Origin of the sequence: Bacillus sp. FSL K6-0073 (assembly GCF_038006085.1) — a bacterium.
Classification (GTDB): Bacteria; Bacillota; Bacilli; order Bacillales; family Bacillaceae_G; genus Bacillus_A; species Bacillus_A cereus.
Window position 1 is genome coordinate 306,784 of record NZ_JBBOUN010000004.1, and the last position, 22,754, is coordinate 329,537.

The window sequence follows — 22,754 nt, forward strand, 5'->3', positions numbered from 1 at the left end:
ACAAGAGTCTGTCGTTCCATCTATTCCTATTGAAAAAACAGATTGGCCATACGGTTTCAACTAATGCATCTATTTCACTAAAAATTGAATTCTTTACCTCTTTATTTGAACATTGTTACGAACAAATAGCCGTAGTCTGTTCAAGATCGTCTTACTTGATGTATTTCATTTCCATTCATTGGAATAATTTTTATCCAAGAAGTGAATACTTTTGAAAGATAGTGACTAACTCTGGATCGAATTGCGTACCTGTTCCTTCTATAATCTGATTGTACGCTTCTTTTGGTGTCAATGCTGTTCGATACATCCGTGTAGATGTCATGGCGTCAAAAGCATCCGCAATCGCCACAATTCTTGCACTTAATGATATCTCCTGTTTTTTTAAACCGTTCGGGTATCCACTTCCATCCTATTTTTCATGGTGAGAAAGAATAATAGAGGAATTAACAGGGATAAAAGGAAACAAATTTACGACTTATATACCTCTTTCTGGATGTGACTTCATCACATCATATTCTTCTTTCGTGAGAGAAGAGGTTTTTTTAAAAATTTTATTTGGTATTCTCATTTTCCAAATATCATGTAGTAAACAGGAATGATACAATTTGGTAAGAGCTTCTGAATTATATTCTTTTGCCTCCTTGGCCAATACGGTGGCATATATAGATACCCTTTTACTATGATCTTTTGTATATGGGTCTTTTAGACATAATAGATAGAAAAGCAATACAATCACCTCTTTTGTCCTAGTTGTATTCGGTTTTTTCGACATCCTGTCGTTTCATCAAAAAACAACAAAATAAAAACACCTCAAAATAATATATATAAATAAAACATTTTCAAATCATAATCTAAACAGGTTATAATGAGACTCTCTTAGATTTTGTGCATGGTTTAACACGGCCCAAAAACAAAGTTATATTTTATTTATATATGTCTGAAAAGGTGTTGGAATTACTTCACATTTCAAATCCATTTCCTATAACATCAGATATGGACATACAATTCGCCTACAGTTTCTTCTTTTTGGGCTTTTTGCTTTATAATTATATCAAAGGAATTCATACAGTTCATTTCATAAAACGCCTTATAATCGGCATCATTTGAATTGAACTAGTGATATTTCACGAATGAAAGAAGGTGTCTACTCATGCGTTCTCTTTTAAATAAAAATTTACGCAGACAACTACAATTTTTAGAACTACTATATGAACAAGATGGATGGCATACGTTAGGAATGAGTGCACAAACACTGAACTGTTCCGAAAGAATTCTAAGGGATGACATTAAATTTATTAATCAAGAATTTTCACCTTTTCAGATTGAGACATCCATAAAAGGGATTATGTTAACCTATCCTTCTCAGTATTCTATTGATTTTATATATCAAAAGGTCTTATCTGTAAGTCCTGAGTTTTCATTTATCGAACGGATATTTTTTGATGAACGGGATGACATAGAGACAATTGCGGAGGAATTATTTCTTAGTACCTCCACCCTAAGGCGGATTATTACAAAATTGAATGTGTATCTCAAACAATATGATATATATATTCAAGTAAACCCTTGTAAAATCATGGGGAGTGAACAAAACATTAGGAGTATTATGGTTCATTATTTTTATGAAAAATATGGAGTGACTCATACTCCTTTTGAAGACAATCAAATACAAGTACTGGATCAACTCTTTTTATATGTCACCCAAACAAATCAGATAAAGCTAAATTTTCCAGATCTCATACGGATTCGGTATTGGACAATGGTGAATGTGATTCGTTTACAACACCAACATATGAAAACCATTTCAGTAAATTTTTCAAATCCTTTGGATGTAAGTATTTTTGAGAACAGCTCATTTTGTCAATTGTTCCGGGATACCTTTTCTCTTGATTTTAATCATGAGACTGCTTATCAACTCTTTTCTGTTTTTTTTAATCATCAGTATGCATTTACATATGAACAATTAGAAATTATGGTACAACAAAAATTAAATGATGCATGGAAAATCGTTCCTGAAATTCTAAGATTATTGCATAGACTCTCAGACAAACTACAAGTTCCCCTCCAAAATGAACAAAAAATTATTTTAGAGTTATACAATTTACAAACTATGAATTATGGACGTAGTTTTATTTTGCATGATAAAAGACGTTTCTTTTCCGAACAACATTCTCACGAATTTTCATACTTTGTCTTGCTTTTGAAAGAAGAATTAACCCACTTTCACTTTCATGAAAAGTTCAAATGGAACGCGAATTTTTTTACAGAAACACTATATATTTTAATCATACATTGGACAAACTTATTACAAGCCTTAAAACAGAAGGTCTCTGTTCTTCATGTCGGCATTTTTTGTGATTCAGATATAGAACACACTCTCTTTATTCATAATATTATGCAGTATCAATTTGAGCATTTGATTCAATTATCTATGATTGATGTATTACATCTCAGCTCGTTTAAACAAGTTTCAAAAAACTATGATTTAATTATCACAAATATTTCAGGTTTCACAGACATACCCATACCAGTAGTTTGCGTGAATACGATTCCTTTATTACAAGACCTCAATAAAGTACAAAAGGTAATATTCACTCTCATTCACGAGAAACTTTCGAAAGAGTTTGATGTATAAAGAAAAAATATTTTCTTTTATTCTTCTCAATTGCATTTCCAATACAATTTAATCAGACAAATGATATGGTAAGGTAACGATGTCCTCTCTATAATATGTGTAATCCGAACGATACGAACGTATGATTTAGTGCGAAAAAGACCTTTCCTATAAAAAAACCCTCCAGATGAATCCTGTATCTGGAGGGGTACTACCGTTACTCTACGTCCACAATCAATTCTACACTTTCTATATAGAACGTTCCTTCGGTCTCACTTATCTCAATCCAAACTTGATCTGTCTATGGGATGAATGTCACTGTTTTTGTGATATAGCCGGTTTAATCATTGTACATACCATTTTGACGCTTGTGTATAATAAACGTTCGCACTAAAAGTAAGCATTTTTATTTGGTTTCCACCATCACGGATACTCACGTATCCATTACCTATCCCTTCTTTTCTCGCAGTAACTCGTAACACATATCTTTGGTTCGGTTGAACTGTAAACTGTTGTGAAACTTGCGCATCTAATTTGGAATAACTAAGACAGACATATTGTTAATTTGTTGTACATTCACACCAGATGTTGTAATCCAATTACTTAATTCATTTCGGAAATCTCCATTTGGTATGACATTTCGTTAATCATACAAACCCCACACTTGTTGGAGTCGATTTGTTAACTCTGTAAATTTTGTAAAGTTCATCCCTGGTATTTCTAAGAATATTTCATTATATACATAAGGAATGGACTACATCAGGTTTTGGGCCACAGTAATATCCGTAATCTCTACGTTCAGATTCAATTGTTGATCTTGGTAATCTGCATATAAACGATCTACCGCTTGTTTTGCTGCCTTATATTTTCTATCTGTTTCTTCATGTCTTTTTGTCATTTGAAACTTCCACTGTTGTTCTTCTCTTTGCAAGCATTCAAGTGCGTCTCCTGATGTTTCGCCAACTTTATTTTGTTTCCTATTTGTTTGTTTTGCGGTATAAGATTGTACGTTGTTTTTCTTAGATTTAAAGCGTGTATAAGCATCCGCAAGATTGCGAACAGACGACTGAATTGCGAGACTATTCACTTCTTTTAGCCAAACAAACTTTTTCTTCATTGCAGGAAGTTTGGCAGAGCATGTATCCATATGTCAAACCTTTTCCATGTCCTTTCTCTTTGTATGCGTGATCCCATAGGGATAGGAAATGATTGAATACAAAGCAAGAACAACCAATCGTTTTATCGTTCTCCGACAGAAGACTCCTTCCTCAAAAATGTGAAGGTGTGAAACAACAATTTTAGGTGGGAGATGAATGTTGGTTGGCATAAGCCAACATGTTTGCTATCATTTACTTGTACAGATTGCTCTTCGAAAACTGAAGTTATGAGGTTGGTTGCAGAAAAACGTTGCAACCGTAAAATCTTCAACGTTCTATCGCCCCATGCTTACCTAAGTTGCGAAAACCAAGCTAAAGTAGGGAGTGTGGTGCGTCAACGTACAAGATACTTTTGTTCTCACCGTAGGGACTACGGGTAGAGCCTGCTAAGATAACCGGTGGATACATTGGTGTTCGCAGGAATCTCCCACTTCAAAAAGTCCGTAAGGACGTTAAGTGGTGAGTAGTTCAATGATCAGAATTGCTTGTGCTTGATTTGGATAGATACGAAACTTATAGGCTTTATTAATCATCATTTAATTTACCTCCATTTCGGTATATGACTATCACACATCAAACGTACATTTGATAAATAGTGAAGTAACAGTTTATGTATGTCAAACAATTAAGATGGCTTCCTGCCATCCCTTGTTCGAAGCCAATTCATCTCCCACCTACTCCCCCTTCACGCTCCTTGAGGAAGGAGTCTTCTTGGCTAAAATGATAAAAAAGTTGAAAAAACTATTTTTTCATTTAAACATCTTTCTTCTTTCCATGGACAACTATTACATTTGAAAATTATAGAGATAAAAAGAGGGAATTTTAGTCTTTAATAATGTATGATTTATTCTTCCATTTTTTCTGTAGGATTGTAATAACTAATAATACTGTTGGAATAAGAGTCAACATCAGAAATCCATAAAAAGGGAAAACATTCCCTAAGAATTGAGTCATTTCCTGTTCTGAGGAAGCTACCCACATACCAAACAAGATTATCAAAAAGCCTACTGGAAATACGATAGGCCGGTATTCATAGCATTGTAACCATTGTGCTATCCCTAAAGTGAGTGCATAATAAAACACTGAAATTTTAACAAATATCCCCAGTATCCAAAAAGTTATTACAACGGACTCTAAATGTTCAAAAAAGCTACCAAAACTAATATATCGGAAAACAGAAAACACTGGATAGGTATAACTGGTTACAGATTCCCCGAAATGAAAAATACTAATTATATTCGTATAAGTAAAAAGTAACATAGCTACAATCACCGAAATTATACTCCATTTCATCCCTTTTTGACGGTCGGCCACAAAAGGTAGTAACATAGAAATCATAAAAACTTCAGCGAACCACCCCTGCGGGACAGCCGCGCCCATTATAACAGGCATAACCCCATGCTCCATGATAGGAAATATATTAACTACTTTCAATTCGGGTAAGATTAAAATGAGCAAAAACAAGGGAAGTATAAATAGCGGAACCAACAACTGCGCTGCTCTTCCAAGCACTTCGACACCACCACGTACTGCAAAGGCACAAATAATAACTATACTTCCCAATACTACTATCATTGGCGTTTTTGGGAGGAATGAACTGATAACAAAGTCTGCGTACTCTCTACATATTGATCCAGCTATATGTAAAAAAAACAACAGGTAGGCAAATCCAAGGATTTGCCCTGGAATCCGCCCAATAATACATTCACTGTATTGAACAAATGTCTTATTCGGGAAAATCCTATGTAATCGATACAGAATAAATACCGTGAAAAGTCCATTGAATGATGCTAAAGTCGAAGAAATCCACATATCACGGCCCGCAAACTGGCCTGTAATAGTTGGGACAATAAGAATAGCAGTTGCAATGATTGTTGGTACAATCATACATGCCATTTGAAATGAAGAAATTCTTCCTTTTTCCATCCTTTTTTCATCCTCCTTTTTCTCATTATCACCCCAAAGTTCTGTTATTTTTCAAAAACTTTGCTTAACGGTTTGAAAATGTAAGAAATAGCTTGTGTAGGACCAGGTATATCTGGAAAAAAAAGAAGAAGGATAGTAGTCAACCACCCCATTGCCGTTAAGATTAAAATAGCTATTCTCTCTTTTTTTTGATTCTGTTTCATTTTAGGCCACTCGTACAAAATAATAAGTATCGACCATGTTGTTACTCCTACTACTGTTGTCCATCTCATTTCTTTTGAACCTCCTTTTCTTTTAAACCAGTTGGCGCAGAAGATAAACCTGTTCGGCTTATACGCGCTTTAACGTCTATTTTTACATCCACTTGCGACAAGACTTTATCCCACTGATTTTTCACTTTTCCCCATTCTTTTGGATATTTCCGATGAAACGCATCTGCGAAACCGAATGCATCTGCATTCAATCCTACCTGTACTTGATTGAGGGTTGTATTTATAAGTTGTTTAACTTTTTTTTCTACATTTTCCTCTAATTTTTTCGTAATGTTCGGTTTCTTAATCTCAAGAGTACTTCCATTTTGTATAACTGATCCTTCTAGTTCAACTTTAACCAACATCTTCCATTTCCCGTTCTCGATGACAGGAAAAAGTTCCGTTTTCTGTTGCAGGGGCTCTAACGAAATTGTTTCCCCTTTTTGAAAATTTATTGTTATCGCATTAACTTCAGCTTCCTCTTGTAACCACAATAGACCTCTAGTTATTTTTGCATCGATTTGACCAATCACCTTATTTTGCTTAAAGATAGCAGCTCCTGAAATTAAAGGGAATGTCTTTCCCTTTTCTCCCTTTTTAGCTGGTATCATCTTTATTAAGGGAAGGACTACCACCCTTGTATCCCCTATTATCTTCTGTTCAAAATCTTTTGCAGTAGTAGTAACACCTAAATGCAGCTTAGAAATCTTACGAAGCCCTTCTCCAACATGTAGCTCTGATAGCGGCTCAAATTCTAGAACTTTTCCTGCATTTCCAGAGCTAACAAACAAATAAGCTTGATCTCGCGCTTCCGGAAAACGAATTATAAAATCAATTTGATCCTTAAGCTTGCCACCTTTAGCAAGCCCATTCCCAATTATGTATATTTTACAGTGGCCCCAGAAAAGTTTACGAGGAAGCTGTATCTGGAGCTTTGATGCAGCATCTGCTAAATTCTGTCCAATCGCTGATCTCATCAATACCTTTTGTCCCCCCTTTTTTTGTTGCCCATCAATAGCTTGGGGAACTAAAAATTGAACGGCAAGCTTAATTTTGTTTCCTTTAGCTTTGTCAATAGCAGCTCCTAACACTATTGCAATATCGTTCACTTCTCTTCTGTCCCAGCAACCAGTAAGCAGAATACTAGCTGAAAATAGAAAAAATATATTAAATAGTTTTATGATATTTCGAACTAGAAATAGTTTCATTTTTATGCACATCCTTGTCACCATGTATTTTGCCTATTATTCATCTTCATTATCTGGATTTGGTTTTTGACCAGAAAATGACTGGCGATATTTGTTGAATTCACCGGTTAAATGAGGACGTGTATTCATTTTCCACCATGGAGCCCGGATTAAAGTATCTTTTAACTCAAGCCCTTTCAGTGGAGCGATAGGTGTAAGGAATGGAACCCCAAACGAACGCAATGCACATAAATGGACAACAATGGCAATCACTCCAAACATTACTCCTAACAAGCCGAGGGAACCAGCTAAAAAGATAATGGGAAAGCGTAACATTCTTAGCGCAATACCTTGTGTATAGTGTGGCACCATAAAGGATGAAACGCCTGTAATCGCAACAACAATGACCATTGGTGCAGAAACAAGCCCAGCTTGAACGGCAGCTTGACCAATGACTAAGGCGCCAACAATACTAACAGCAGCTCCGACCTGTTTCGGAAGACGAATACCAGCTTCACGTAGTGCTTCAAACGTAATCTCCATCATTAATGCTTCCACCAACGCCGGAAAAGGAACACCCTCTCTTGAAGATGCCATGCTAATTAGTAAAGCTGTTGGTACCATCTCCTGATGATATGTAAGGACTGCTACATATAGCGAAGGTAAAAGGAGAGAAAATATCATAAATACAAAACGTAACAAACGGATGACTGAACCAATTAGAAAGCGTTGGTAATAGTCTTCTGGTGACTGAAGTAAGGTAAAAAAGCTTATAGGAGCAATTAAGACTGAAGGTGTGCCATCCACTAGAATCACCACACGACCCTCTAGAAGGTTTGCAGCTGCTACATCTGGCCGTTCTGTATTAACAAGCTGTGGAAAAGGTGAAAAAGGATTATCTTCAATTAGTTCTTCAATATATCCACTTTCCAATACACTGTCTATATTAATACGTAGCAAGCGCTTTTCAACTTCTTGAATAAGAGTTGGATCCGAGATTCCTTCTACATAGGCAATTACAAGATTAGTCTCAGTAAAACGACCAATTTTTATCGATTTCATTTTGAAATTAGGACTTTTTATTTTTCGTCGGAGTAGGGAAGTGTTGACCCCTAATGTTTCCACAAATCCTTCCCGGGGTCCCCTTATGACACCCTCTGCCTGTGGCTCTTCAATGGAGCGCTTTTCCCACTTGGCCAATCCAAAAGCGAGTCCGTGTATTTCTTGTTCTATTAAAACTATAGGATTTCCGATAGAAATGTTCTCTATACAATCCTCAATTGTTTTTATTTCCTTTATTTTTGAAACATGTATTTTTTTTTCTAATAGTTCACGAGGACTATGAACCTCATTTGCCGTTTTTGTCATAAGTGGAGCTAACACATAACTCTCGATTTCCTCCATACTAGATAAACCCTCTATATAGACAAGGACAGCCTTGATTTTTTCATTAATTAAAAATGTCCTAAAGGTCACATCAAAGCAATTTTGATACATGGAGCGAAGAAACCTTATGTTTTCATCCACATCAGTGGACAAGGGAATACATTGTTCATTTATTTGTAATTGTTGCATTTGAAGTTGCTCGTTCTTATAAAAACTTCTTCGATTGTTTCGAAACAGCATCAATAGATCCCTTCTTTTTATAAAACTTTTCATTATCTTGTGATGTATTATTGAAAATTATTCTATCCAAAGTAGAAAGATACTAAAGCTGTAAAAAATAAAATTATTTAAAAAAACAAATGATTAATACTAAGAGATTTAGTATCGTTCTTTCATATATTTATAATAAATATATAGAATGTTCGGTAATTTAACATTAAATATATGGACAGTAATTAAGAATTTGATCAAGGAGAAGAATTTATTGTACTAACTAGTAGAAAAAACATATGAAGAGGAGTTTCCAATTATATTTATTGAAGTTTCACCACATCGCTTTCAAGCTAGATTGATGTAACATCAATGATGAACATGTTTATTTCATATTTTTGAAAGTTTATAAGTAGGTGCTTTAAAGCTTTGCATATGTAAGAAACCCTTATAGGTTTCCTTTCTGAATTGAGTCGCTTGATTGTTGGCATGGTACAATTGTAAACGAAACTTAATATATCAAAGACTGTTCCCTTTTCATATCAATGAGCTTTTCTCCCCTTTTGCTATAGGGGGTACCGCCACATGCCCATCAACTTAAGAATGAAAACAAAATGAACTTTCGTTCATATAAACGAAACACCTCTAAAATATTTGGTGCTCTTAAAAAGAAGCACACCAAATAAACCTAGATAGGTATCACTTTTTTAAGATTATGCAGTTTTCTTTTGTTTTCTCAATCCATTATACTCATAGACAACACCCAAAATATCAAAGACTGTTTTCTTATCGTATCGATGAGATTTCCGACCATTCTTTTGGAGTAAGTAGAACAGGCGGATTAGAATTTTTGTTATTTCTTGGGTGTTTTGCTCTATAGATTGATATAAAATGGACAAATGATCTTGAATCATTCCAATTGCTTTATATTCGCTTAACTCCTTTTGTTTCTTTTGTAAAATCAATTGTCGCATCTTAAACATAATAGAAGAGCATAAAAAAATGGAAATGAGTTTTCCATAAACATGGCATTCTAATCGCTCTTGTTTAATATTTTGCCAATGATGAATTTGAAATAATGATTTCCAAGTTTTAAAGATGATTTCAACTTGCCAGCGGAGAGAGTAAAAATCATGAATTTGTTCCATCGGGACAATCTCCCAAGGTGTATTGGTAACATACAGGTTCATGCCAACTAATCGTTTGCTTTTTTCCGAATATGTAATGCCCTTTTTACTTTCCGTATACACTTGTTTTTTCATACGTTCACGAAGTTGTTTTCCTGTTAATCGATACATAATCACCCTAGTGAATAGTTTTTTATCCTTTCCAATATAAGCATCTTTTATTTCATAGACCTGCCCTGGTTTTAAGGTATTCATAATGTGTTCTAAATCAACTTTGATATACTGAGACTGTTTTTTTACTGTCCCATTTCGAAAGTATTCAGGAAATTCATTTTTTATATACACCCTATTGTTTAATTTGAGCCGTGATATATAATACACGCCACGTTGGTCCATTTGATCTAAATCATCCAGTGAATAATAGCCTAAATCCCGAATACATAGATCACCAGGACGTAATGTTGCTAAACATTCTGTTCCAAAGGTTTTATCATTATTTTTCCCTGGTTCCACTTGGAAATTTAAAAACTGGCCATTATGTAAATCATATTCTAACTGGATTTTTATACCCGCTGTTTGAGCACAACCACCTGATCCAGGATACACACTAGCTAAATGCTTTGGTACCTGGAAAATCGTTGCATCTAAAATACGAATTCGTTGAAAATAAGCGATTGAAGAGCTTGGAATCGCTGATGTTTCACAAATTTTACTTTTTAGTAATGTAGAGAAAATGTGTTTTAAAAAGCAAACAGCTTTTTTATTGAAACGTTTATTAAGTCCTTCTGGACTCATGATTGTTCCTGTAACAGCATGAAGTTGACTACATAGTCGTACTAAAGAATCACTCGCTACCCGTTGACTAATCCAAACACAGATAGTAGCTAAATCATGCCCTGAAAACTTACGTTTTCGTTGTACAAAACCTAGTTCTCTAGCAAGATTTTCTAAAAATGAAGGAGTAAGATGTTCATATAATTCTTCAGCAAATAATTGTAGTTCACTTTGAATCGAAAGATTCATAAAAAACGCCACCCTTTCCTATGATTCTATAGAAAGGATAACTTCTTTTTTGCTTTATGGGTAGTGTAAAACCTTAGCCTGATATTGATGTAATGTGACCCAAAATAGCTGACAACCTATATCAAACGAAATACCAAAATATCCCTTTAAAATGATATAATTAAATTTAGAATACTAACATAAAACTACAGGAGGCTATTAATGGATAAAATTTTTGATCATATGAAAACAAGGTTCATTTTAATGTGGGCTATTATCTCTTTTGTAATAATGATATTTATTTTGCCTTTATTATTCAAAGAAATTCCTAAAGATGTAAAGTTAAATATTGCTCTTATTATTTCAATTTATGCTATCCCTATGTTTTGGATTGGTTTTAAATTTAAAAGATATAATATCTCGTTTAAAACTTACTTGTCAAAACCATCTTCTTTTTCTTTTAGAAAAATTTTTGCATCAGCAATTATGACTATGCTTTTCGGATTAGGTATGTTATTGCTAATCGTAATACTATTTTCATTAATACCAAAGGGCACTTCGCTAGAGGATACAAACGAAGTAGTTAAAACACAAAGTATGTGGTTTATTTTAATGAAAGCTATAACTCTTTCTTTCATTGCTCCTGTTTGTGAAGAAATTTTGTTCAGAGGCTTTATTCTTAGTCGTTTTACGTATAAATTCGGAATAAAAAAAGCAGTTATATTCTCTTCCATCTGCTTCGGTGTTTTACATCTAAGCAATGTTTTTGGAACCACAATATTTGGGATTATTTCTTGTTTAATGTACTTGAAAACTAAAAGTTTATTACCTTCTATAATAGCTCACATGGTTAATAATATAATTGTAGCTTCAAGAGATATCTTTTCTGCTTTACAGTCTACAACTACAAGCACACCTTCAGCACAACCTGAATTAACTATCATTCTTTTAATGTCTATTGTGCTAATAACAATTGGATTAATGTGGATTATTCCTTTTATTAGAAGACATTCGAAACTATTAAGGTATGATAGTTTACCACCTTTGAAGTACACCACAACCTAATTAAAATTGTTATGATGTATAAAAATAGGAATAGAAGTTTTTGAGTAGTAAACGTAATCATTAGTAGTACAGAAAAGGATAGATAAGGCTAAAATGCCTTTATCTATCCTTTTCTATCACATATTATGTGAAGGATTTTTTGTTTTGGGGTTGATCTGTTTTCTTAGGTTGATGGGCATGGGGTACCGCCACATCGCTATCAAGCTAATAAAAAGAAATGCCCCCTAAAATGAAAAAATACGCTATTCTTTCTGTAGAATCATAGGAAAGGATGGCGTTTTTTATGTCTGTTTCTGTGTCTAACGAATTACAACTATTTGCTCAAGAGATTCAAAGTGCCCTATCTCCAAATGCCTTACGAGATATTGCTAGAGATGTTGGCTTTGTACAACGAACCAGTAAGTACCAAGCAAAAGATTTAGTAGCTTTATGTGTATGGGTGAGCCAAAATGTAGCTATGACTTCTTTAACTCAGTTATCTAGCTGTTTAGAAGCATCAACAGAAGTACTCATCAGTCCTGAGGGACTGAATCAACGGTTTAATAAGGCGGCCGTCCAACTTTTACAACACCTACTAGCCGAACTACTAAGCAAAAAATTGGCCGCATCTATGCCGATTTCTTCTCCATACACTTCTGTTTTCAAGCGTATTCGTATTTTAGATTCAACTGCATTTCAACTCCCGGATATATTTTCATCGGTTTATCCTGGTGCGGGAGGATGCAGCCATACAGCGGGAGTAAAGATACAGCTTGAGTATGATTTATTAAGTGGACAATTCCTTCATATTCATACAGGTCCAGGTAAACAACATGATCGAACCTACGGTTCCCTGTGTGCCCCAACTGTAACAGCGAATGATTTATGTATCCGAGATTTAGGTTATTTTCATTTGAAAGATCTTCAACATATACAAGATAAAAAGGCCTATTATATCTCACGTATTAAATCGAATACACGTATTTATCAAAAAAATCCAAACCCTGATTATTTTCAAGATGGCAGAATTAAGAAGGGTACAGAGTATATCCAAATAGATATGGAGGTTTTAATGAACTCTCTTCAGCCAGGACAAACATATGAAATATCCAACGCTTATGTAGGAATGACTGATAAAGTACCAACTCGTGTGATTGTTCATCGACTAACAAAAGAACAACAACAAAAACGATTACACGATCAAACGGTAAGAGAAAAAAAGAAAGGAATGAAGTATTCTGCTCGTAGTAAACGACTTAGCGGTATCAATGTATATATGACAAATACCCCTATAGATATTGTCCCAATGGGACAAGTACATGATTGGTATTCTTTACGTTGGCAAATCGAGATTTTATTTAAAACATGGAAATCATTCTTTCATATTCATCATTGTAAAAAGATAAAACGAGAACGATTGGAATGCCATTTGTATGGGCAACTGATTGCCATTCTACTTTGTTCTTCTACCATGTTTCAAATGCGGCAATTACTTCTTATGAAAAAGAAACGAGAACTGAGTGAATATAAGGCCATATATATGATTAAAGACTATTTCCTTCTTCTATTCCAAACTATACAAAAAAACACCCAAGAGCTATCAAAGGTATTACTTCGCCTGTTCAATCTCCTACAGCAAAACGGGCGAAAATTCCATAGGTATGAGAAGAAAACAGTTTTTGATATATTAGGTGTCGTTTATAATTGTACTATGTCGGACAATCAAGCCGCTTAATTCAAAAAAGTGAAACCCGTTAGGGTTTATTTCGTATGCAAATCTTTCAATCACCTACACTTGCCCTTTAGAAAAAGGAACAATCTCGCCTAAAATTGACTTTGTATAAGCTTAGCTTGATAGCGATGGGGTACCGCCAGCATTTCGGAAAAAAACCACGCTAAGAGAATTTATATAAGAAAAGAGCCAGAATTTACCCCGTTAAGAGTAAATCGGCTCTTTCATATTCAAAGGACGTAAGGAGTGTAAACTTGTTGAATGTAATCCCTCAAACTTATATTCTCCTAAGAAATTGATGTGTTCCCAACCTAAAGGCCATATATACGGCATTAAATCCTCTCGAAATTCGCCTGTACCTTTTAATTCTTCTACAGCTTTTTCCATATAGACCGTATTCCATACACTTATCGCATTAATAATAATATTAAGTGCACTGGCCCGTTGCAATTGATCTTGAAGGGCTCTTTCTCTAAACTCTCCGCTTTTCCCGAAAAATATGGCCCTGGCTAAGGCATTTGTGGCTTCACCTTTGTTTAAGCCTTTTTGTATTTTTCTTCTTACTGATTTACTTGAAATATAGTCTAAGGTAAAGATCGTTTTTTCTATTCGACCCATTTCACCAAGGGCGGTTGCTAATTTATTTTGTCTTGCATAAGATCCAAGTTTCCCCATGATAAGCGAACTAGATACTTTACCTGTTCTTACAGAGTATGCTAAACGTAAAACATCATTATAATTGTCTTGAATAACCTTTAAATTAATTTTACCTTTTAATAGTGCTTGGACATTAGGGTATTCTTGCACACCATTAATAGTAAAAAGTTTCGTATCCATTAAGTCACGAATACGTGGTGCAAAGCGGAAACCTAGAAGATGTGTTAATCCGAAAACTTGGTCTGTATATCCGGCGGTATCTGTATAATGTTCTTCAATCATGAGGTCTGTTTCATGATGAAGTAACCCATCAAGAACGTATAGTGCATCTCGGGCATTTGTATTAATTACTTTTAAATAGAAGGAAGCAAATTGATCACTTATAAATCTATAGATAGTTGCTCCTCTTCCTGTTCCATAATGCGGGTTTGAATCACCATGTAAAGAGCGAACACCAATAGGTACCCGCATTCCATCTGAAGACGATGTATTACCGTCTCCCCAATATGTTGCTAATTGTCGCCTGTGTTGAAAATTAACTAGAACAGACTGAGCTCGAACCATAGCATCATCATACATTCTCCATTGTGCAGTGTTTGCCATTTGTCTATAAGAGATTCCAGGAGTAGCCTCTGCCATTTTTGTAAGGCCAATATTTGTTCCCATTGCCATCAGAGTTGCTAATACTATATTCTTCTCTTCTTGATCAGGAGATTTGTTTGTTGAAGCATGAATAAATTGCTCATGAAATCCAGTCCAGCTGGCTACTTCTAATAGTAAATCTGTGAGCTTTATTCTTGGTAACATATTATGTAGACGGATACTAAATGCTTTTGCTTCTTCTGGAGTCCCTTTATCTAACCTCTCCACATATAGCTTTCCTTGGTTGATATCAACACCTTCTAATTTTTCACTGTTTTTTGATAACCAGTCCAAACGTTGGTTTAGCGAAGTAATCCTTTCTGTTAAGTACTCCTCGACCGTTAAAGGAACTGCCAAGTAATTTTCCGCATTTATTATATTTCTCCAATCCTCTTCAGATATTAAGTAATCATCAAATGCCTTATGCTGTCTACTTCCTGAAACAAATATATCTCCTGATCTTATGTAATTTCGCAACTCTGTTAATGCTGCAAGTTCGTAATAATGTCGGTTAACATTACCTTCGTCGTCATACACATGTTTTTGCCAACGATTTGATACAAAATTCAAAGGGGCACTCATCGGTACTTTGCGCTTTCCGTTTATGTTTAAATCATGTATAGTATGAAGCGCTTGAAGTACTGGCTCTGCCGATTTAGTTGATCCAAACTGGAAGACCCTTAATAGGGCAGGCGCATACCGCCTGATATAGGAATATCTAGTCTCCAACAAATCTAAATAATCATAGCTTATAGGTCTTGATAACTGTTTGGCTTCCTCAACCGATTCCACCATTTTATCCCATGGCATAACGTCATCTAGAGCTGTAAAAGCATCTTTCCCTACTTCTTTCGCTTCAATAAGTGCTCCACATATCTTGATAAATTGTACAAGTTTTTCATTCAGTTTTTTACCATTTACTTTTTGCATCTCATCTTGTGCTTTTTTTCCTTTTAATTGAAGATTCATCATGATACGGTCGTGTATTTCAATTGCATAATCGATTAAATCTTGTGTAATTTCTAGCATAAAGGCAACTAAAATACTGTATCTTCTTACTTCATCAAACCTTCTAAAGGCATATGGTTCATATTTTGATCCTAATCTTGCAAGCTGCCGAAGGCGGTTGGAATTAATCTTGCTCGTATCAACTACAAGCCCTATATCTTTTACATATTCAAATCGCTCCACAACCTTGAGAAAAGACTCTGGTGATGGTTGAGAGGGAAGTTGTTTTAACCAAGCCAATGGCGAAATTCCATTGTTTGTGGGTAGAAGTAAAGCATCTATTCTTTTCTTTTGCTCAGATGTTAAGTCATCATACAAAATACTGTATACCTTTTGATCTGCTTGCTGTTTGGCTTCCCAAACTATATTTTCAATTACATACATGGCAGGAAGAATAACTTTTGATTTCCGTAACATGGACAGTGCTATTTCAATTAAATGAAGTGAATTGCTGTTTTCCATAGCTTGTTGTGTAATATGTTTCAATAGATTCTCTTCATGTTTAGAAGAAAAATTACTGTACTCATACTCTTCACGAATTTCACTAAGATGCTCCCATAATGTGTTGCTACGATTGGCATATTTAGAAAACTCTTCTGCAGGAATCTGTAGCTGTCTTGCGATATGCTGGATTACTGACATAGGAATATCTTTATACTCAGTTAAAGCCCATCCAGGATAACGAATTAATGCCAGTTGAAGAGCGAAACCTAAACGATTATAACCTCTACGATGCTTGAATATTAAATGTAAGTCATGTTTAGAAAAGGTATGAAATGTTACCAAATCCCATTCTGTTAAACGTGATAAATCCATTAACTCATTTCGTTGTGCCTCCGACAGTAATTGCTTAACTCCCATTCTTTCCTTTTTCCTCTCTTTAAGAATTTATTTTTATTTTTTAGTTTAAATCGTTTAAAGTTATGGAGCGCAATGTTGTATGTACGGTTAATCCTTTAATTACTTGTTGAAAGCTTTCTGTAGATACTATAGGGGAATATAAAAAGGGTGAAGTTATTTTAAACATTAATTTTTTTATTTTAAAATAGTCTATATTATAGCTGTATCTTACTGCTAATTATAGCACTTAATCTAAGATAATTTAATTAGCGCATATATTATATGTAAAGTCATTTATTTAGAGTGAAATTCATAAAAAAGGAGCCCTATACTCTTTGGGCTCCTCCATAAATTCTTATACAATATTAATCTTTTACAGCTAATATTGTATGTTTAAGGTATTAATTGTTTTTAAATTGCAGTAGATATAAATACAGAGTATACAGCGCTTTGGGTAATTCCTGGAGTAATAAACAGTGAGATAGCATCTGTTCTTGCGACTGGATTACCAGGTATTGTACTAGTCCATGTAACAGTTGCGGGTGCCACTACTGGATTCGGATTAAATACCCTTACAGGTTGTGCTCCAACATCAGTAGGTTTGATTGAAAATACAATAGTCCCTGTAATATTAGCTGTAAGTGTGAGAGTAATTGTAGATACGATTTGACCAGCACCTGGTGCAGCTAGGTTAGTAGGTACATTATCACATATTCGTATCAAGTATATTCCTGTGGATAGATTATTCACATTAATAGAAGCGGAAAAACCAACAATACTACCAGCACCAGCAGTTACATAAGGAATTGTTTGTGAATCAGCACCTGGTGATCCTGCTGTGCGCTGAAATCCCGCATTAGTACCACCAAAAAGGATAGCCTTAGTAGAAGCTGTTGCCGTAGCGCCGGTAGCGCCAGTAGCTCCGGTTGGTCCTGTAACTCCGGTTGGACCAGTAGCTCCGGTTGGTCCTGTAACTCCGGTTGGTCCTGTAACCCCAGTAGGTCCTGTAACTCCGGTTGGTCCTGTAACTCCGGTTGGACCAGTAGCTCCGGTTGGTCCTGTAACTCCGGTTGATCCTGTAACTCCGGTTGGACCAGTAGCTCCGGTTGGTCCTGTAACTCCGGTTGGACCAGTAGCTCCGGTTGGTCCTGTAACTCCGGTTGGTCCTGTAACTCCGGTTGGACCAGTAGCTCCGGTTGGTCCTGTAACTCCGGTTGGTCCTGTAACTCCAGTAGGTCCTGTAACTCCAGTAGGTCCTGTAACTCCAGTAGGTCCTGTAACTCCTGTAACTCCGGTTGGTCCTGTAACTCCGGTTGGTCCTGTAACTCCAGTAGGACCAGTAACTCCAGTAACTCCTGTAACTCCGATTGGTCCTGTAACTCCGGTTGGTCCTGTAACTCCAGTAGGACCAGTAACTCCAGTAGGTCCTGTAACTCCGGTTGGTCCTGTAACTCCGGTTGGACCAGTAGCTCCGGTTGGTCCTGTAACTCCGGTTGGTCCTGTAACTCCAGTAGGTCCTGTAACTCCTGTAACTCCAGTAGGTCCTGTAACTCCTGTAACTCCGGTAGGTCCTGTAACTCCGGTTGGTCCTGTAACTCCAGTAGGACCAGTAACTCCAGTAGGTCCTGTAACTCCGGTTGGACCAGTAGCTCCGGTTGGTCCTGTAGGTCCGGTAGGTCCTGTAACTCCAGTAGGACCAGTAACTCCAGTAGGTCCTGTAGGTCCGGTTGGTCCTGTAGGTCCGGTTGGTCCTGTAACTCCGGTAGGTCCTGTAGGTCCGGTTGGTCCTGTAACTCCGGTTGGACCAGTAGCTCCGGTTGGTCCTGTAACCCCAGTAGGTCCCGACGGTAATGTAAATGGTGGAATTGGTGGTAATGTAGGGCCTAAAAGGCTTGGATCAAGTGCCCCAGCAGATATGAAATCATCTGGGGCTAATCCTTTTGAATATTTTTCATTCTCATCTGACATAATATACCTCCCTTCTCTTTAAAAAATTTATTCAATATAGGGCTTGTACATACTATAAATCACGAAAGAAACAGTTTTTTAATTCATTAAAAATAAGTTTTAGATTTTTCAAAGGGTTATTTATTACTAATTAAATTTAATCGCATATGTATTTTATAAATAAATCCATTAAAAGAAACATTACCAAAAACCAATATTTTTGTAACATTACTCAGCTTGATTCTATTTCTATGTAACTTGTAACTTTAGAAGATAAATTGCATAGTTTTTAAGCAATAAATTGCATATAGACCATTAGAAAACTCTGCAAAATTACTATGGATTCAAAATAAAGTTTAAGCGTAGCTGGTTATAAGAAATTGTACTGTTTTATCCCTTTGGATTTAGTATCTTAAGGGATATTTATTTTTAATGGATTTTATAAGGGCTAAGATATTTTTTGGGGATTAAAAAATATCTTAGAACACAGAACTGTTTTTAAATATTAATGCAATTTATAATTTACATAACGTAACATATAAGTTACAATGATTTGTGGAGGTATGATATGAAAAACCACGTGAAAATTGCTCGTGTAAAAGCAGATTTGACACAACAACAGCTTGCTGATGTTGTTGGAATTACAAGACAAACTGTCAGTCTTATTGAAAAAGGTAAATATAACCCGTCACTAAAGTTATGTTTACAAATTTGTTATGCCGTAAATGCAAAATTAGATGAGATATTTTGGTTGGATCGGGAGGATTTTAAATGAAGAAAATTACAGATGAAAGACTCATTTTAAGGAACTTAAAAAATATTAAAATCACGTATATTGTTCAGACCATAGGAATCTTATCCATTCTTGGTTATGACTTTTTTCAGGGGGGACTTGATAGAATGCGCGAGAACCCTCTTTGGATGGTATTTATTTTAACATCAATCGTATCTGCCTATTTATCAATGAGTATTAGTGTAGAACAAGAAAGGGCAATAATAAACCCTCAGAAATCATTTATTATTCGGCTGGTAGTATTAGCTGTTATTGTAGTGTTTATTGCCTACCTTATTTCTATTACACCAAACTATGGCTGGAAAGACGGCCTATTATTAGGAAGTATTCTACTTATATGTGGTTTTATACCGATGTATTATGTATATCGACTAAGATTGAAGCAAAGACAGGATTTACAAGATGAATAGAGGGCGGTGATAAAGTTGTTATCATTTTTCAAAGAAACAAAACTTATTTGTTCTATTTGTTCTATTTGTTCTAAAGAAATAGGTGAAGGAGAAGAATTTATTGTTCGATTAAATCACCCAACTAAATCACGAATGCCAGTTGGGGTATTAGATAAGGTATTAGTAAAAAATGCAAAAGAAATTTTGTGTGATCGATGTCATCAGAAAAATACAATTTAAACAAGCATTTGTTGAAGTTGAAAATTTTTGAATAATTGATAGAGTTGCATCATCAAACTTTTTTAATATGTCTAGATGTAGCGTAAAAGAATCCATTTTGATAAAATTTTTAAAATGGATTCTTTTTACTTCGTACCAAATAAAAATGTGCAAAATATTTCTAATTAAACTTATTTCAAACTAATAATTGTAAATTTATTTTTTTGATTATTCATTTCCTCCGATTACTAAAGAATCTCTTGCTACATCAACGACTTCTGTAGTGATTTTGTCTAAATGATTGATTGTCATTATTCTTTCAATTTGAGAGAATAATCGTTCAAGTAATCGGAAATTCCCTCGACTCATCTTTATAATAGTATTCACTGCTTCATAATCTTCAAAATTCTCATATTGTAGTTTGTTCCCTAATTTCTCCCACTTATATGTTAAAATATGTTTCATTTCTGTTGGAGTTAATTTTTTAAATTCATGAATAAAACCGACTCTGGAGTAAAGCTGAGGATAACGTGATAATCTTTTTTCAATTCCTGGCATACCAATAAACACCATACCTACATTGTACTGGTCATAGATATCTCTAAGAATTTCAAGTGTCGGAAACTTTAAACGATCGATCTCATCAATGATAATGAGATCAATCGCACTAAACTTATCTGCTTTTTTAAATGAACTTGTCCAATTATTTTCATAGTTATCTCTTATCGCTAGATAACCATCTTTAGACATTTGAAGATTGAAGCATGTGTGCTTAATCATGTCATATAACCTTGAAGGTCGGACAGATGGAGCGGTATGAAAAACAGTATTACTTTTTAAAATCGTATCATCTTTTACATTTTTCCCTTGGTCACTGTAAACAGAAAATTCGTTAATCTTAGAATGGGTATAATCCCAATTAGCATATTGACGAGCTGAAATTGTTTTTCCCACACCGGGTAATCCATGACAGATACCGATATATTTAAATTCAGCACATGCATCACAAAATTCAGCGAATTTTTTATATTCTTTGGTTTCAATGAAGTGGCTCTGTTTATTCATTTTTATACCTCTTAAGTTTTGAAGTGATAGGCTTAACTTGTTTCACTTTTTCTGATGCGTCTTTTTCAACCTTTAAATGCTCAACAACCGATTTTGTTGTGATAATAACGCTATTTTTTAATTTTCTGCGTTGTTTATTTCTTGCAGCTTGAAGTTCTTTCAAGCCTATTGAATACCCATCAACTGTAGAAGATATTGCAGTACATAGATAGGTACCTTTATAAAAAACACGAATCTCAGCAATATCTCTTGGATCGTATCGAACAATTACATCTTCACCAACAAACGCTGAAAGGTTTGTATGCATATACTTTAATCCAAGAAAATGGATACCATCTGAATGGATTTTGCGTGGCTTAGCCGATGACAACAAAAGTAAATCTAAAGACTGCAAGCTTTCAGGCATATTAGGAAGAAATCCAGATTCATTCCACATTTCAATTGGACGTTTATTTGTTGTCCCATGAATCCTATAATGGTAAGTATTTAAAACAAATTGGTGGAATTGTTCTATTAATTCATCTAATGTCATTAATTTTTGTGATGTATGATTCTTTATATATCCTGGTAAATCTTGAAGAAACATCGTATTAACAGTTCGAAAGAATCGCTCTATTTTTCCGCGTCCTCTAGGAACCCCTACCCGTGAAAATGACAGTACCATTTTTAAATCTGCTGAGATTTGTTCCATATGTTGAGATGTATAATCACTTCCGTGATCTGTATAAAATGTTTCAGGTATACCACAAATCGTCCAATTGTTATCTCCTTTTCTCCAAATTGCCTGACGTAGTGTTAAAGCAGTTCGAATAGTATCTGGTGCACCAAAATCGATGTAAAATCCCGCAATTGCTCTACTATAATCATCTAGTATTACAGTTAACCATGGTCTTTCTGGTTGACCTTTTGCATTCAAAATTTCTATATCTAACATAGTGTGGTCTGCTTGCCAGAATTCATTAGGATTTTTAGCTTCACGCAAATAAACTAAATCATATTTATTCTCATAATGTTTTCTTCCGTAATGAGCTAATTCAATTAAGTTCTTAGGGATGTTCCTTATGAAACTCCAAACTTGATAATAACTAGGTTCAGCAAGTTCATTTTCTTCACACCACTTTTTTATTCTTCGATGCATAGAAGAAATAGAAATGTTTTTATTTTCAAGATAAATTTTTTGAATCTGCTGTTGAACTAAGTCAGGTATTTTAAATTTCCCACAATCAGAACGTTCTTTTCTGACAAGACCCAATAAACCATTTTCTTTGAATTTGCAAATCCAATATTGAATGATACGAATTGATAATTTTGTCTCTTCACTGATTTGTTGAACAGTTTTTTCATTTTCTAAATAAGGAAAAATAATTTTATATTTTTTGTATGCATCTTCCAATTGTTGTTCTGTACATTGTGTTAATGAGTGATAATGTTCTTTGTCCATTTATTTGTTCTCCTTTCCATAAAATGTAACACAATTATTTCATATACTTTGTTATGTGTCTATTTTGGGTGTACCCTAATTTTACACGGGTCATATATTGAGAAACGGATGTTTTAA

16 protein-coding genes and 3 pseudogenes are annotated in these 22,754 nt (G+C 34.8%); 6 read left to right on the plus strand and 13 right to left on the minus strand.

What is annotated here, in order from left to right; all coding sequences use genetic code 11:
* Positions 1–190 precede the first annotated feature (190 nt).
* Positions 191–772, minus strand: a pseudogene (locus MHB52_RS35490) (HD-GYP domain-containing protein).
* Positions 773–1,150: 378 nt separating this feature from the next.
* On the opposite strand from MHB52_RS35490, the gene MHB52_RS35495 reads away from it, so the two are divergent.
* Positions 1,151–2,635: a helix-turn-helix domain-containing protein gene (locus MHB52_RS35495; protein WP_199689418.1), complete on the plus strand. Its 1,485-nt coding sequence runs from the start codon at positions 1,151–1,153 to the stop codon at positions 2,633–2,635.
* A gap of 323 nt (positions 2,636–2,958) precedes the next feature.
* Here the strand turns inward: MHB52_RS35495 and MHB52_RS36940 are convergent.
* From MHB52_RS36940 to MHB52_RS35530, 8 genes and pseudogenes are all read right to left on the minus strand, one after another.
* Positions 2,959–3,150: pseudogene (locus MHB52_RS36940) on the minus strand (hypothetical protein); the annotation flags it as partial.
* 422 nt (positions 3,151–3,572) lie between these two features.
* Positions 3,573–3,870 (minus strand): annotated as a pseudogene (locus tag MHB52_RS35500) (helix-turn-helix domain-containing protein); the annotation flags it as partial.
* Between the two features lie 353 nt (positions 3,871–4,223).
* Positions 4,224–4,307 carry a helix-turn-helix domain-containing protein gene (locus tag MHB52_RS35505; RefSeq protein WP_080451565.1) on the minus strand — a complete coding sequence of 28 codons (84 nt, stop codon included), beginning with the start codon at positions 4,305–4,307 and terminating at the stop codon, positions 4,224–4,226.
* A 286-nt stretch (positions 4,308–4,593) separates the two neighbouring features.
* Positions 4,594–5,697, minus strand: coding sequence for a GerAB/ArcD/ProY family transporter (locus MHB52_RS35510; protein WP_061663288.1), 1,104 nt, complete (start codon positions 5,695–5,697; stop codon positions 4,594–4,596).
* A 44-nt stretch (positions 5,698–5,741) separates the two neighbouring features.
* Positions 5,742–5,969 carry a hypothetical protein gene (locus MHB52_RS35515; RefSeq protein WP_061663289.1) on the minus strand — a complete coding sequence of 76 codons (228 nt, stop codon included), beginning with the start codon at positions 5,967–5,969 and terminating at the stop codon, positions 5,742–5,744.
* Positions 5,966–7,156 carry a Ger(x)C family spore germination protein gene (locus tag MHB52_RS35520; RefSeq protein ID WP_061663290.1) on the minus strand — a complete coding sequence of 397 codons (1,191 nt, stop codon included), beginning with the start codon at positions 7,154–7,156 and terminating at the stop codon, positions 5,966–5,968. The genes MHB52_RS35515 and MHB52_RS35520 overlap by 4 nt, the downstream gene beginning before the upstream one ends.
* 36 nt (positions 7,157–7,192) lie before the next feature.
* Complete coding sequence (locus tag MHB52_RS35525) at positions 7,193–8,710, minus strand: spore germination protein (RefSeq protein WP_061663291.1); 1,518 nt, start codon at positions 8,708–8,710, stop codon at positions 7,193–7,195.
* Positions 8,711–9,444: 734 nt separating this feature from the next.
* Positions 9,445–10,881 (minus strand): IS4 family transposase, encoded by a 1,437-nt coding sequence (locus MHB52_RS35530; RefSeq protein ID WP_061663573.1) that lies wholly within the window; start codon positions 10,879–10,881, stop codon positions 9,445–9,447.
* A 201-nt stretch (positions 10,882–11,082) separates the two neighbouring features.
* Between MHB52_RS35530 and MHB52_RS35535 the strand changes: the two genes are divergently transcribed.
* Both MHB52_RS35535 and MHB52_RS35540 read left to right on the plus strand, forming a co-directional pair.
* Positions 11,083–11,925: a type II CAAX endopeptidase family protein gene (locus MHB52_RS35535; protein WP_061663572.1), complete on the plus strand. Its 843-nt coding sequence runs from the start codon at positions 11,083–11,085 to the stop codon at positions 11,923–11,925.
* A 283-nt stretch (positions 11,926–12,208) separates the two neighbouring features.
* The gene (locus tag MHB52_RS35540; protein WP_061663672.1) at positions 12,209–13,639 is read left to right on the plus strand and encodes an IS4 family transposase; all 1,431 of its coding nucleotides are present in this window, start codon (positions 12,209–12,211) and stop codon (positions 13,637–13,639) included.
* Positions 13,640–13,840: 201 nt separating this feature from the next.
* Here the strand turns inward: MHB52_RS35540 and MHB52_RS35545 are convergent, their stop codons facing one another.
* Together MHB52_RS35545 and MHB52_RS35550 are read right to left on the minus strand one after the other, a co-directional pair.
* Complete coding sequence (locus tag MHB52_RS35545; RefSeq protein WP_061663514.1) at positions 13,841–16,804, minus strand: Tn3 family transposase; 2,964 nt, start codon at positions 16,802–16,804, stop codon at positions 13,841–13,843.
* A 390-nt stretch (positions 16,805–17,194) separates the two neighbouring features.
* Positions 17,195–18,751, minus strand: a complete 1,557-nt coding sequence (locus tag MHB52_RS35550) for an exosporium leader peptide-containing protein (protein WP_340769227.1) — start codon at positions 18,749–18,751, stop codon at positions 17,195–17,197.
* 547 nt (positions 18,752–19,298) lie between these two features.
* Here MHB52_RS35550 and MHB52_RS35555 point away from each other — a divergent pair.
* From MHB52_RS35555 to MHB52_RS35565, 3 genes are read left to right on the plus strand one after another with little or no spacing between them, the layout of a single operon-like run.
* The gene (locus MHB52_RS35555; RefSeq protein WP_061663007.1) at positions 19,299–19,505 is read left to right on the plus strand and encodes a helix-turn-helix transcriptional regulator; all 207 of its coding nucleotides are present in this window, start codon (positions 19,299–19,301) and stop codon (positions 19,503–19,505) included.
* The gene (locus MHB52_RS35560; protein WP_061663005.1) at positions 19,502–19,933 is read left to right on the plus strand and encodes a hypothetical protein; all 432 of its coding nucleotides are present in this window, start codon (positions 19,502–19,504) and stop codon (positions 19,931–19,933) included. Before MHB52_RS35555 ends, MHB52_RS35560 begins: the two co-directional genes overlap by 4 nt.
* A 15-nt stretch (positions 19,934–19,948) precedes the next feature.
* Complete coding sequence (locus MHB52_RS35565) at positions 19,949–20,152, plus strand: hypothetical protein (protein WP_431519939.1); 204 nt, start codon at positions 19,949–19,951, stop codon at positions 20,150–20,152.
* A 207-nt stretch (positions 20,153–20,359) separates the two neighbouring features.
* Here the strand turns inward: MHB52_RS35565 and MHB52_RS35570 are convergent, their stop codons facing one another.
* Positions 20,360–21,196, minus strand: a complete 837-nt coding sequence (locus tag MHB52_RS35570) for an AAA family ATPase (protein ID WP_061663002.1) — start codon at positions 21,194–21,196, stop codon at positions 20,360–20,362.
* On the minus strand, positions 21,189–22,637 hold the full coding sequence (locus tag MHB52_RS35575; RefSeq protein ID WP_061663000.1) for a Mu transposase C-terminal domain-containing protein: 1,449 nt from the start codon (positions 22,635–22,637) through the stop codon (positions 21,189–21,191). Before MHB52_RS35575 ends, MHB52_RS35570 begins: the two co-directional genes overlap by 8 nt.
* Positions 22,638–22,754 lie beyond the last annotated feature (117 nt).